We start from the raw sequence: 13,443 nt of genomic DNA on the forward strand, positions 1-13,443 counted from the left end.
TTTTTGTCACATACTAACTTTTAATAAGCATTTATGCATTCTAATCCGCATCTTGCACGAGACACGGATCTTAATCCTAGAGAGAAAATAAGTTCTATAGATCAGGAAAACACCAGCTAGCCATGTGTCTTAAATCCTTTGCCGAATGGAAAGGAATACGGTTTGGTGCTGGCTGGTCAGCAGCAGGAGCTGGCATATCCCGGGCCACTCTTCTAACCCAACTCGTAGAGTCCATTCCGATAGCCGAACACTGCCAGCGTTCATCCGGCCTAGGACGAACGGTCAGAATAAGCTCTTCTTTTCCCGGCATATCTGGAAACACACCATCCAAATACTCAACTATGGCACGTTTGTCCTTCACTACATGGCAGTAAACGGTAACCCAAACACCACTAAGCACCTTCACAGCATATACATCTCCAGGCAGCACCTCACCTGTGCCGGCATCCGGAGATTTTTTGGGAACCTTGGCCTTGACACCGACAGCTCGTCTGCTTTCGAATGCACCAATAACCGTCTCACTCGCTGGTGGATTCGGTTCAGGTTTGTGCTCAAGCGATACATCACTGCAATTGAAGTCACCGAAAATCCGGGACAGATTCTGCTCGTTAATCCCGACAGATGAATCCCACCATGCGAGCGGAGCTTGAACCTCAACACGGGTATTAGGTCGCATGTCACGTTCTGCATAAGAAGTGAACGCAGTCATCATGCCCGGCTGCTCTGGTGTGTCCAGAATGCCTGCTAGTGCCAGCGTCTCGAGCAGGTCCCGGTACACATATATCTTTTTGGAAGGCAGCAGTTGTGCTTTTTTCAGTGCATCCGCAGCCTTGCTGTAACGGGTCTTGGGAGGCAAATTGCGCAGTACAGTAAGAACAGCACTGAACGTCCAGCGATCATATTCAGTCGGAGCAGGAATCTCGGGTGAAGCAGCCATCTCCCTCATAGCCAGTACATGTCCAAAAATGTGACCATCCAGAGGTGTGCCATTTGTCATCCGCCAGTACCACTGAAGCGATGTATCTACTCCGTCATTCACATCCAGACCACAGATCTGGCACTTGTGACTCGAAGGATACGGCTTATATTCATGATCCGGCATGCTGGTTGCAATCAGTTTACCTGTAAGAAGTGAACGCCAGATCATTGGCGCTGACCATAGAGAAGCCACAAAAGCCTCAGCAGCGTCCTGAACTGTCCAACGCTCTGCCAATGTTCTCAGGTCACGGATCGTCTCCTCATGCTGCGGTCTTGCAATGCGATTAGGTTCATGCCCAGCAGCCTCTAATGCCTGTAATTGCTCCGTTGATACGTCCTTAGGCACAATCTGTCTTGAAGCATGGATCTGCTCGTCCCAAGTTGTACTCTCACTATAAATGTGCTGAAGTAATTTAAGCTGCTGTACAATATCCAAACCCAAAGTCAACACATCCTTTCACGTTAAGTTTATTACATATGTACTTCCTTCATGGCGTTATACTCCTATGTAAGGATACCTCTATTGCGGAGCAGGAATCACCAAATCATGTCTTCAACCTAGAGTAACCCAGGTTTCATGAACTCACCAGTTCCTTTAAGCTTATTTTTGACAAGATCAAGCCATGTTCTTCTATCAAAAAGCCAATAAATGCACAAAACCCCTGGTACTTCTGTAATAGAAGATATCAGGGGCTCAGTAGTTATAGTTGTTATGCAGCTGGTTGAATTAAACTTCTACAACCTCGACCGTTTCCATTTTGTCGCGGCCTTCGAATGCATCTACAAACTCCATACCTTTCGTTACTTTACCGAAAACAGTATGTTGTCCATCCAGATGCGGCTGTGGCTGGTAGCAGATGTAGAACTGGCTTCCGCCAGTGTTGCGTCCAGCATGTGCCATTGCAAGGGTTCCACGCTCGTGTTTGTTCGGGTTGATCTCGCAGTTGATTGTGTAACCAGGGCCACCAGTACCCGTACCGCTAGGGCATCCGCCTTGAGCTACAAAGCCCGGAATAACGCGGTGGAATACTAGACCGTTATAAAAGCCGGAGTTTGCCAGCTTTTCAAAGTTTGCTACGGTATTCGGAGCTTCCTGATCGAACAGGTCAATCAGAACTTCTCCGCCGTTTGCCAATTTAATTTTCGCTTGTTTCGCCATATGTAAATGACTCCTTTCAATTTTGAGCATAGTGAGTTGTGACGTAATACCAACCTTGAGGTCAAGCATTACAGCACTTTTATTAGTGTACACCGAAAAGGGATGAATCGCAAAACAAACAGCATTTTTTTCGATTTGTCCTGTCAAAAAGCACAAGTTCGAAGCACATTATGCAGACGTACGTAACTCCAGATTTGCGGCATACAAGCCAAAAAGCGGAAAAAGGGATCTCCTCCCTCTTCCGCCTCTTATTTTTTCATGAGTAAATTGAATTAACGAGTAACCGGCTGTTTGCCAATACGCGCTGGAACGAGGTCGTTCTGGATAATGTCCTGATACGACTCGCGACGTACAACAACATCTCCTTGACCGTCTTTGACAAACACAACGGCTGGACGACGAATCCGGTTGTAGTTGCTCGCCATTGAGTAGTTGTAAGCGCCAGTGCAGGCTACAGCCAGCAGGTCGCCGCTTTCTACTTTTGGCAGGTCCAGATCCCAGATCAGCATATCACCGCTCTCGCAGCATTTACCAGCTACAGAAACGGTTTCTGTGGCTGCTTCGTTTGCACGATTAGCCAGTACCGCTTCGTATTTGGACTCATACAGCGCAGGACGCGGGTTATCCGTCATACCGCCATCTACCGCTACATATTTACGCACGCCTGGAATGTCTTTGCTTGTTCCAACCGTGTAAAGTGTTGTACCTGCTTCACCTACGATGGAGCGGCCCGGCTCTACCCAGATTTCAGGCACAGCATAACCGATTTGCGCAAAATGATTTTTTACCGCATCCGTAATCGCCTTCACATACTGTGCCACTTCAAGCGGCGTATCTCCATCAATGTAACGGATTCCGAACCCGCCACCGAGGTTTACCACCTTGAATGCAACGTTCAGGCGCTCATATACACTTGCTGCAAATTCAGCAACACGTTGAACCGCCATCTGGAAGCCTTCAACCTCGAAGATTTGCGAACCGATGTGAGAATGCACACCGAGCAATACCAGATTAGGCTGTTTGGATGCCAGTTCAATCGCTTCGAATGCAGTGCCATTTCCAATATCGAAACCGAACTTGGAGTCCGTTTGTCCTGTCGAAATATATTCATGCGTATGTGCCTCAACCCCCGGCGTCACACGCAGGAGAACGTTAACTTTGAGATTTTTGTCCGCTGCAACAGCTTGGAGAAGGTGCAGCTCGTTAAAGTTATCTACTACGAAGCAGCCAATCTCGGCGTCAAGCGCCATTTCGATTTCTTCCAGCGTTTTGTTATTGCCGTGGAAGTGAATACGCTCCGCCGGGAAACCTGCCTGTAGCGCTGTGAACAGCTCTCCGTCAGATACAACATCCAGGGAGAGACCTTCCTCCGCTGCCAGGGCACACATCGCCATAACACAGAATGCTTTACTTGCATAGGCAACCTGGAAGCCCAGACCGGAAGCGCGAAATGCCTCCATGTATTCTCTGCAGCGCTCGCGAACCAATTGCTCGTCCACAACATAGAGCGGTGTGCCGAATTGCTCTTTCATATCTGTTACGTCTACTCCACCAATCTCCAGATGACCTTGCTCATTTATTCTACTTGTACCGTGTAAATACATCGTCTGCATTCCTCACTTTTTATATACTGGAACATTTGCTATTCCATTGATTTTACACCAGTATACCAAATTAAGCCGGGAGATGAATGGATTTTTCGGCACATCATTTGTGTTTTTTACTTTTTCGCAGCTCACCGTCAGGATCGTCCGACATCTTGGTGTTGTCACGTGTTTTGTTGAACGATGGACGTTTTTTGCTGACAAGCAGTGGAACCCTGAACAGAAAATTGCCAAATGCCTTTGCATTAAACGGTATAAAAGGCCAGAGATATGAAGAATTATAGGAGCGATGAGTGGTCAGAGCCACAATCAGGATTGTCGTTCCAACGACCAGACCTGGCACCTTGAATATCGCAACCGCAACCAGAAGCAGCAGTCTGACCAGTCGATTCGCCAGTCCTAGCTCATAGCTCGGTGTTGCAAACATGCCTATAGCTGCAATAGCCATATACAGCACCACTTCATTGACAAAATACCCCGTCTTCACTGCAATATCTCCGACCAGAATGGCTGCAATCAAACCCATAGCTGAAGCCAGCGGTGTCGGTGTGTGTACAGCGGCCATGCGCAGCAGGTCAACCCCAAGCTCAATCAGAAGAAACTGTATAATAATTGGCAGCTTTACACTTTCCTGCGGACCAATAAAATCCAGCCCGGGTGGTTTGAGAGAAGGCTCAATAACCATAAGCATCCATAGCGGCAATAAAAACAACGACATCAGAATGCCTGCAAAGCGAACCCATCGCAAATAGGTTCCCATCAAAGCCGTCTGCCTGTTCTCCTCCGCATGCTCACATAGATCAAAAAAAGTCGTAGGCAGGATCATCACACTGGGAGACGTATCTACAAAAATAACAACACGTCCCTCCATCAGATGAGAAGCTGTAACGTCAGGACGTTCGGAATAGCGAACCAGAGGGAATGGATTCCAGCCTTTGTTAATTATCGCTTCCTCCAGTTGCTTGTCGGCAGCCGGAATACCATCGATATCGACTCGCTGTATCTTTTCACGAACTGAATCCACCTGTACCTTGTCAACGATGTCGTCAATATACACAACGCACACATCCGTCTGTGTTCTCCGCCCGACCTGCATGAGTTCAAACTTCAATCCTGGGTCCCGAATTCTGCGACGTACCAGCGCCACATTGGTCAGCAGCGTTTCCGTGAAACCATCTCGCGAACCGCGAACGACACGTTCCAGTGAAGGCTCCTCAGGCGACCTTACCGGATAACTCCGGGTGTCCATAATCAGAACGGAGCGGTCCCCTTCCACAAACATAGCGCTCATGCCCATTAACACCTTACGGATGACAGCACTCATCTTCTCGACACGTTCCACCTGAATATGGGGAATGTAACATTCGAAATAGGATTTGAGCGCGTGTTCCGATACCTGGTCAGGGGAGAGATAGGTTAGTCTTTTTAACACTTCAAGCAAAATTTCATCCTTCGCAAACCCCGTCAGCAGCAGTAATCCAACATGTTTGCCACCCAGCACCATTTCCCGGAGATCGACATCAAAGGACTCGCCAAGTCCGAGCACTTGCTTGAGAGTATTTTTGTTATCGCTCATGCGGGGCGAGATTTCGTCGTTATGCTGCCAGTAATGAACAGATTCTTCAATGCTGTCCGACATCTCGTTTTGCTTTTTCTTCTGGTGGGCCCTCTGCTCTTCTTCCCTCTGAATTTCGTATGCAGACTTGTGGTTCATGTCTTCGGTAATCCCATCACCCTGTTCGTGAGCCGTGTGCTCTGTATGTTCGTCCATGTCCATCCTCCTTTAACCTGTGACGCTGATTTACCGCTGATATATGAAAAAATCAAACAACGAACCTGTCATTTTGCCCAGAATCATCGCCAGCAGCAGTCCAAACAAATACGACCTCATGCCCAGTCTTTTGGCCAGGACGGGAAGTACATTCAGCACCTCTGTCAGCGCCGCAGCCAGCAGACCGATGAACACACCGCAGAACAGCCCGACAATGGGACTTAACAGCATGACCCCATGCATCTTCCAATGCCAGAAATCCGCTACCGTTCCCAGTAACGAACCTCCGATGAGCGCCCCTTCGTACCAATGCGTTTTGTCATAGGATTGCGTCACTTGGGCCAGCCTTGGAATCATATCCAGCACCAGAATAAGGGCTATGACACCACTCCCCACCGCAATGCCACCTGCAATGCCAAGCACAATGCTGATCGCTCCGTTAAGCACGCTCATCGTTGTTCAGCTCCCTGCGATGCTGCTCATGCATACGTTCGGTCTCTTCGATGACCACAAACTGATCCACATTTTGCTGATATAGAAACATCTCCACTTCCAGCGGTGTAGGTTCCTCATTCCACTTTTTCTTGAACAGATGATTAAAAAAGACAGCCATGCCAAAGCCAATTCCCAAGGAATAGGCGAGCTGAAACAAATACGGATGCTCATCCCGTTTACCCGTCAACATCTCCACAATCCGAATCTGAACCTCCTGCATGTTGACGTCCGCATGAAAATTCATAATCGTCAGCGCCGAGCCGAAAAACAGCAGCAGCCATACGAGAATAAAGAGAGATTTTGAAGGTTTGCCATTGCCCGCCATCACTTCAACTAACGTATGTCCCGATCCCATTAGCTCCACGTTTACGTCCGGCAGCAACTGCCGAATCCGTGGAATAATCTGCAGAATATCAATGAGAATCAGGTTGCCGTCCTCCGGTCCGGGCCGCAGCAGTTCGAGCTCCAGCAGTTTGTGCTCCTGATCCTCGGATGAGGCCAGTACGTGAGCTATATCCCTCAGTTTGACTGCTCGTCCTCTCTGAATGCGAATTCGGCTGCGCATGCGAACGTAGACCGTTGGAGTGGGTGTCTGGGACATCCAAAGCACTCCTTTACTTGCTTAATTTAGGTTAGTATTTGAAGAATGTGCAAATTTATTACATCAAGGTTGGAAAAGAGTGTGGAGGGGGCGCTGGACGCTGCGGGATGGATCGGTATCGGGCGCTGGTTATCCCCGGATTTCTTGTTTTCTCCTCTTCAAGGAGGAAATCCTGTGATAAACGCGCTCGCTTCGCTCCTTTTACCGATTCCATCCCTCCGCTGGCTGCCCCCTCGCTTTTCCAAACGATATGAAAGAAACTTGCGGGCGGGGGCAGGGGGAAAAAGCTTGATGCATACTCGTGGTGGGAAACGCATGGAGGGCTAAGCGGAGAAGCAAAACGACCTGGGGCGCTGGCGCTTAGGGATGCATCGGTATCGGGCGCTGGTTATTGGACATAACCACTACTTTCCTCCCTCAACAGGCTGCTTGCCCTTCTGCATCTCTCTTCGATACTGCAAAGGTGTACGTTTCATTATTTTACGGAACTGGTCGATAAAGTAACTTGTACTGTTGAATCCTACCTCATAAGCGATCTGGGTAATACTGTGCTGTGAGAAGCACAAAAGCTCTGTACTTTTTCGAATACGGTAATCCAGCACATATTGCATGGGAGTCGTACGCAGTATTTGCTTAAAGTTTCTGCATGTCTCCGCACGGCTTAACTGACCAACCTTTGCAATATCCTCCAGCCTGAGCGGCTCCGCATAGTTTTGGTGAATCCACATCAGCATATCCTTCATACGTTTGTTGCGAATCATATCTGCTGAGTTATGTTCAAGTGAGTAACCGTTCATCACCAAACCTTTCCAGATCTCTAGCAGTGTTGCTGCAACATTCAATTCATAATATGGAGACTGTTCCTCCATTTCTTTTCTCACTCTAGCGATACCCTGAAGAACCTGCTTCCCCCAAGAGCTAGATCCTTCGATCAATAAAAAAGGCAGATTTGTTGCTGTTACATAGGGCTGCACGTATTTCATGTTAAGTTCGACAGGCACCAGGGATTGTGGAGCCACATTCAAACAAAGATAACTGCCTTGCTCTCCCTCGTTTAAATCCTCTGCCATATGCAATATTCCGCTATTGATAAACACACCATTCCCGTTTGTAACCTCTAATTGCATTTCATTGATATAAAATAATATTTTGCCCTGAATTACGGCTACAAACTGCAATTCATCATGCCAATGTAAAGGAATATATCCTTGCACATGTTCGGCAATAGTTGTCTTGTAACAAGCAATCGACAGGTCATCTGTACGATGCTCCGTCAGTTCCTTTAACTGTTGATTGATCCCGAATTCAATTTTTCGCATAATCTCCATCTCAATATTGTTATATTTTTTAGTTAGATTTTGATATTAAATTAACTATTACTGCCTTACTATATCACTATTCTTATATTTAAGGCGAGGCGAGCAAACATGAGATTAACTGCACCAACATCCAAGTGGAAGGGCTTTATTCTGGTTTTGACAGGTGCCTCTTGTTGGGGAATTGGAGGAACCGTAGCTCAAAAGCTCTTTCAGATGCAGCACATTGATGTCAACTGGTATGTAACTGTACGATTATTATGTGCTGGCATCCTCCTTCTTTTACTGCAATCCCTCACAGGTCAACGTTCTCAGATCGTTGAGGTTTGGAAAACAACACAAACAGCCCTATCCTTCATCCTTTTTGGTTTGGTCGGTATGCTCGCTGTTCAGTACACGTACATGGCATCCATTGACCACGGCAATGCCGCTGTCGCTACACTTTTGCAATACCTTTCTCCTGTTATGATCATGTTATATATGGTGTTGCGCAAACAATCGCGACTTACAGCCAAACTTATGACCTGCGCCGTTCTGGCACTGGCCGGATGTTTTCTTCTGTTAACAAACGGTTCTCTGACTCAGTTATCTGTCTCACAGCCGGCTGTAATCTGGGGACTGTTGTCCGGTGTATCCGCTGCTTTCTATACACTCTATGCGGTCAAACTTCTCAAAACGTTTGATTCTCTGGTGGTGGTTGGCTGGGCCATGGTCATCGGAGGGCTGGGTATGAGCTTTGTGCATGCGCCATGGAAAATAGACCTCACACTTCTCACTCCTGTAACCTGCGGTTATTTACTGTTCTCCATTCTAATCGGAACGTTATTGGCATTCTGGTTCTACATCGCCAGTCTGAATTACCTTACACCTCAGGAAACGAGTTTGTTGGGCAGCGCAGAGCCATTGGCCGCAGTTGGAACCATGGTCCTTTGGCTTCATGAGCCCTTCGGTGTTTATCAATGGCTGGGAACTGGATGTATTATTGTTTTGATTATCGTTTTACAGATCAAGCGTTCGTCTCCCATATCGGAATAATTTGAAAAACGACAAATAACCTCATCGCTAAATAACGCGAATTGAGGTTGTTAGTTGTCGTTTATTGATGAATAATCACCCATACTGGTGGATGAAATCCTCTATGATTCATTTCTGAATCACTGCGCGATCTGATCGCGGATGGATTGTAGTATTTTTTTCTCCAGACGTGATACCTGCACCTGGGATATACCCAGCCTGCTTGCCACCTCCGATTGTGTCTGATCCCGGTAATACCTCAGATACACAATGAGTCGTTCCCGCTCACTGAGGCCGCCGATTGCTTCATTCAGCGCCAGCTTGTCGAACCACTTCTCCTGCGTTTCATCCGCGATCTGATCCATCAGTGTAATCGGATCACCATCATTTTCAAATACCGTCTCATGAATAGAGGTCGGCGGTTTGTTCGCCTCCTGGGCGAAGACCACTTCCTCCGGAGTAACCCCGAGTTCAGCGGCAACCTCCTTGATCGTTGGCAGCCGATCCAGATGTTTGGACAGCTCATCCCGCTTTTTGCGGACTTTGTTAGCCATCTCTTTCAGCGAACGACTAACCTTGAGGGTCCCGTCATCCCGCAGGAAACGCTGAATCTCACCAATGATCATCGGTACCGCATACGTCGAGAACTTTACGTCATAACTAAGATCGAACTTGTCCACTGACTTGAGCAGGCCGATACACCCGATCTGGAACAGATCCTCCGGTTCATATCCCCTGTTCATAAAACGCTGCACGACGGACCAGACGAGTCTGATGTTGCAGTTCACCAGCGTATCCCGAGATACATGGTCACCCGACTGACTGAGCGCAATCAGCCGTTTGACCTCGGCATCGTCCAAGTAGGTCTGTGAAGATGGTTTCACTTCAGCATCCATAAGAATACCAACCCCTAATTATACAATGCTTTCTTGGATTCTATCCTTTTTTTCATCTTGATGGAGGTGCCTCTGCCGGGCTCGCTGCTGACTTCGAATTCATCCATGAAGTTCTCCATAATGGTAAAGCCCATGCCCGACCGCTCAAGCTCGGGTTTGGACGTATACAGCGGCTGTTTCGCCAGATCAAGATCCTCAATGCCTTCGCCGCGGTCCTCTACGATAATCGTAATCATATCCTCACGAATCTCGGCCTGAATGGTTACTACACCTTCCGGGTTGTTGTTGTATCCGTGAATGATACTGTTAGTCACCGCTTCGGAGACAACCGTTTTGAGGTCGCTGAGCTCGTCCATCGTCGGATCAAGCTGCGAGATAAAAGCAGCTACCGTCACCCGGGCAAACGATTCATTCTCCGACTTGGCCGCGAATTGCAGATTCATGAAATTTGTCCCTGTTCCTTCATTCATGAGACGACCTCCAGACCTGAGAGAGCAGTTCCCTCATTTTCGTATATCGGCATGATCTTGAACAACCCCGACATTTCCAGCAAACGATACACCGGCGCATTGACATCGCAGACGACCATTTTGCCGCCTTTATTTTTGATCAACTTGTACCTTCCCAAAATAACACCAAGCCCCGAGCTGTCCATAAATTGCAGATCCTTCAGACTGAGTACCAGGTGTTCACTTTGTCTGCGCTGAATCGCTTCGTCCATCTGCATGCGAACCATATCGGCTGTATGGTGATCCAGCTCCCCGGATAATCGTACAATCAAAATCCCGCGGTGATGCTCCATGTCCACATTCAAGTTCACGTTTGCCCACTCTCCTCCCTGTCTTGAACAAGGATTTCTACGCTGCCAGAAGCTTTTCCTGCCCCCCGACAAAACTAGAAGAAAACCCCTATTTAACTACAAAAACTGTTCAAGGTGCAAGGAGAAAGACGTTTCTTGCCGTTTAATCAAACAAGCCCGAGGTTGTGCGCTTGAACAGCTTCCACCAGCCTGCTTTACCTACATCCTGCGGAGCCTGGATATCAAATTCCTTAATGACTTCGTTGCCCTGATAAACGACAAGCTTGCCCACACTTTGTCCGGCTTTGATCGGTGCTTTCAGTTCCTTGGCGACAATAAGCTCATGACGAATATCATTCGACTTGGCCCCTTTGCGCATCAGAACACTGTAGTTTTGGGAGGCATTCAGCGGCAGCTCGGCGACGTCGCCTTTTTCAATTTTCAGACTGCCCAGCAGATCGCCCGCTTTATAAAGTGCCTTCATGGTGTATTGAGCAAAGGCGTAGTCGAACATGGAAGAAACTTCACTGTTTCGGGTTTTGGTATTCGGCTCACCCAGAACAACAGCTACTACACGCAGCCCATCCTTCGAGGCGGTAGCCGACAGACAGAATTTGGCTTCCGAGGTGTACCCGGTTTTCAAACCGTCTGCTCCCTGATAGAAACGTACAAGTTTGTTCGTGTTCACAAGCCAGAATGGCTTCTCGGAGTCTTTACGCAGGTAATCCTGATAAGCTCCTGTATATTTGGTAATGCCTTGATGTTTCAACAATTCACGGCTCATCACCGCAATATCGTGAGCAGAGGAGTAATGATTAGCCACTGGCAGACCGTTCGCATTGGCAAAAAGTGTATCCTTCATGCCCAGCTCCTGCGCACGCTCGTTCATCAGCTGCACAAAGGCCTCTTCCGAGCCAGCCAGCTTCTCTGCCATCGCCACCGATGCATCATTGCCAGAGGCCATAGCGATCCCTTTTAACATATCATCTACAGACATCTCTTCACCCGGCTCGAGAAAAATCTGTGAACCGCCCATAGACGCCGCATATTCACTCGTTCTCACTTTATCCGTTAACTTGAGCTTACCCGAATCAATCGCTTCCATCGTAAGCAGCATTGTCATAATCTTCGTAATGCTTGCCGGAGGCAGCTGATCATGACTGTTTTTCTCATAAATAACGGTGCCCGTGTCCGCATCCATCAAGATGGCAGAGCGTGCCGATGGAGCCAAATCCGCTCCCCCATTAACCTTGGGTGACTCTTCAGCCAACGCCGGAGCCGCCATTAGAGGCAGCAGCATACAAACGGTCATGAAAGATGCCATTATTCTTTTTCTCACTAGGTTCCCTCCTCAAATGAAATGCTCGGTGTCTATCCTCGCATGTACTGCTAACCATTGTCGGCCCGTTTGCAGTAAATTATTCCATTCTCAGCAGGTTTTCCCTAACTTTTTTTATTGAAGTAAGAGACATAGCTTTTCTTTGTTGAAAGAGTCATGTTATCGTGGCCGGATATTTACCTGATTGGAAAAGGGTTTACGTACCTGAAATATTTCATTAAAGATATTTCTTTATAGGATTTACCTATGTGAGTAATCGTTATAATATATTTCCCCTATGAATAGCGCTGATTTATGATGTATATGTCACAAGTTAAATATTTAAGGAGGGAGAATGCGATGTCTTTTTTTGATATGAATATTCATTTCATCGATGGCAGCCCAGCTGATTTAACAATGTACCGAGGCAAAGTACTTCTTGTTGTTAATACAGCCAGTAAGTGCAGCTACGCTCGTCAATTTACGACTCTGCAACAGCTGTACGATAAATATCAGCATTATGGTTTTGAAATTCTTGCTTTTCCTTGTAACCAGTTTAATGAGAAGGAGCCCGGGCACAATGCCGAAGTGAAAGCAGATTGTGAAAATCTGTTCAAGCTGACCTTCCCGTTATTTGAAAAAATAGAAGTTAGAGGGTTAAACGTCCACCCGATCTTTGAATTCTTGACAGCACAAGCACCCTTTCCAGGTTTTGATACTGAAACGGAAAGCGGAGAGTGGATGGATCGTTTTTTGAAGGAGAAATACCCCGATATTTACGAGGGAGACGGGATCAAATGGAACTTTACGAAGTTTTTGGTTGATCAGAACGGGCAGGTGTGCGGAAGATATGAGACAACGACTGAACCCATGGAAATAGAGCCTGTGATCCAATCCTTGCTTTCCATCTGATTGAAGATGAATGCAATGTACACGCTGTGTACAAGATATCCTTACCTCCTGGTTATCACTAAAAAAGGGAACAAATCATGGAGAATACCTCATTCCATGATTTGTTCCCTGTTCAATTCGTTAAACCAAGGAAGATGAATTCAACTCAATCCTCCCTCACTCTGTTGCTAGAATAAAAAGTGGACACCCGTTAACGGACGGAAGGATAATAAGAGGAACGGAGGTGTGTCCACATGGGAGAACAACGGCAACGGTATAATGAAGAATTTAAGAAACAAACGGTCAAATTTATCCAAGAGCAGACGAAGACGCTTGGAGATCTAGCTGAAGAACTCAACATTCCAAAAAGTACGTTACACCAATGGATGGGCAAGTATCGCGAACTTAAACATGAGCCCGTAGCTAGTGTGGATCGAGTGAAAGAACTGGAAGCAGAGCTTAAAGAAATGCGCCGGTTGCTTCAAGAGAAAGAACATACCCTTGCAGATACACAAGAGGAACTGGCTATTGTAAAAAAAGCAGTGCACATCTTCAGCAAACCAAAGAGCTAAGGTTTCAGTTTGTGGAAAACCATCGCTCC

General features: G+C 47.1%; 14 protein-coding genes. 3 read left to right on the forward strand and 11 right to left on the reverse strand.

The window, feature by feature from the left end; all coding sequences use genetic code 11:
* Positions 1–94: 94 nt before the first annotated feature.
* The 7 genes from ACQSGY_RS11780 to ACQSGY_RS11810 form a co-directional block, all read right to left on the reverse strand.
* On the reverse strand, positions 95–1,429 hold the full coding sequence (locus tag ACQSGY_RS11780; RefSeq protein ID WP_427052027.1) for a hypothetical protein: 1,335 nt from the start codon (positions 1,427–1,429) through the stop codon (positions 95–97).
* Between the two features lie 276 nt (positions 1,430–1,705).
* Positions 1,706–2,137 (reverse strand): peptidylprolyl isomerase, encoded by a 432-nt coding sequence (locus tag ACQSGY_RS11785; RefSeq protein WP_110895194.1) that lies wholly within the window; start codon positions 2,135–2,137, stop codon positions 1,706–1,708.
* 272 nt (positions 2,138–2,409) lie between these two features.
* Positions 2,410–3,741, reverse strand: a complete 1,332-nt coding sequence (gene lysA / locus ACQSGY_RS11790) for a diaminopimelate decarboxylase (protein ID WP_216514819.1) — start codon at positions 3,739–3,741, stop codon at positions 2,410–2,412.
* Positions 3,742–3,844: 103 nt separating this feature from the next.
* The gene (locus ACQSGY_RS11795) at positions 3,845–5,455 is read right to left on the reverse strand and encodes a spore germination protein (protein ID WP_427052036.1); all 1,611 of its coding nucleotides are present in this window, start codon (positions 5,453–5,455) and stop codon (positions 3,845–3,847) included.
* Positions 5,456–5,542: 87 nt separating this feature from the next.
* Positions 5,543–5,965 carry a stage V sporulation protein AB gene (locus tag ACQSGY_RS11800; protein ID WP_111269610.1) on the reverse strand — a complete coding sequence of 141 codons (423 nt, stop codon included), beginning with the start codon at positions 5,963–5,965 and terminating at the stop codon, positions 5,543–5,545.
* Positions 5,952–6,608, reverse strand: coding sequence for a stage V sporulation protein AA (locus ACQSGY_RS11805; RefSeq protein ID WP_427052028.1), 657 nt, complete (start codon positions 6,606–6,608; stop codon positions 5,952–5,954). The genes ACQSGY_RS11800 and ACQSGY_RS11805 overlap by 14 nt, the downstream gene beginning before the upstream one ends.
* A 404-nt stretch (positions 6,609–7,012) precedes the next feature.
* A complete protein-coding gene (locus ACQSGY_RS11810) occupies positions 7,013–7,927 on the reverse strand; it encodes a helix-turn-helix domain-containing protein (protein ID WP_427052029.1) in 915 nt (304 codons plus the stop codon).
* A 108-nt stretch (positions 7,928–8,035) separates the two neighbouring features.
* Here ACQSGY_RS11810 and ACQSGY_RS11815 point away from each other — a divergent pair, with 108 nt between their 5' ends.
* A complete protein-coding gene (locus ACQSGY_RS11815) occupies positions 8,036–8,959 on the forward strand; it encodes an EamA family transporter (protein ID WP_145403897.1) in 924 nt (307 codons plus the stop codon).
* 119 nt (positions 8,960–9,078) lie between these two features.
* Here ACQSGY_RS11815 and sigF read toward each other — a convergent pair whose 3' ends face one another.
* From sigF to ACQSGY_RS11835, 4 genes are all read right to left on the reverse strand, one after another.
* On the reverse strand, positions 9,079–9,834 hold the full coding sequence (sigF, locus tag ACQSGY_RS11820) for an RNA polymerase sporulation sigma factor SigF (protein ID WP_110895204.1): 756 nt from the start codon (positions 9,832–9,834) through the stop codon (positions 9,079–9,081).
* Positions 9,835–9,848: 14 nt separating this feature from the next.
* Entirely contained in the window at positions 9,849–10,304 is a 456-nt protein-coding gene (gene spoIIAB / locus ACQSGY_RS11825; RefSeq protein ID WP_110895206.1) for an anti-sigma F factor, read from the reverse strand.
* A complete protein-coding gene (gene spoIIAA, locus ACQSGY_RS11830; protein ID WP_110895208.1) occupies positions 10,301–10,654 on the reverse strand; it encodes an anti-sigma F factor antagonist in 354 nt (117 codons plus the stop codon). Before spoIIAA ends, spoIIAB begins: the two co-directional genes overlap by 4 nt.
* A 142-nt stretch (positions 10,655–10,796) precedes the next feature.
* Complete coding sequence (locus tag ACQSGY_RS11835) at positions 10,797–11,918, reverse strand: D-alanyl-D-alanine carboxypeptidase family protein (RefSeq protein ID WP_427052037.1); 1,122 nt, start codon at positions 11,916–11,918, stop codon at positions 10,797–10,799.
* A 393-nt stretch (positions 11,919–12,311) separates the two neighbouring features.
* On the opposite strand from ACQSGY_RS11835, the gene ACQSGY_RS11840 reads away from it, so the two are divergent.
* Together ACQSGY_RS11840 and ACQSGY_RS11845 are read left to right on the forward strand one after the other, a co-directional pair.
* The gene (locus ACQSGY_RS11840) at positions 12,312–12,863 is read left to right on the forward strand and encodes a glutathione peroxidase (RefSeq protein ID WP_427052030.1); all 552 of its coding nucleotides are present in this window, start codon (positions 12,312–12,314) and stop codon (positions 12,861–12,863) included.
* 233 nt (positions 12,864–13,096) lie between these two features.
* Positions 13,097–13,414, forward strand: a complete 318-nt coding sequence (locus ACQSGY_RS11845; protein WP_111270792.1) for a transposase — start codon at positions 13,097–13,099, stop codon at positions 13,412–13,414.
* Positions 13,415–13,443 lie beyond the last annotated feature (29 nt).

The sequence above is a fragment of the Paenibacillus sp. TC-CSREp1 genome, assembly GCF_050171015.1.
Classification (GTDB): domain Bacteria; phylum Bacillota; class Bacilli; order Paenibacillales; family Paenibacillaceae; genus Paenibacillus; species Paenibacillus silvae.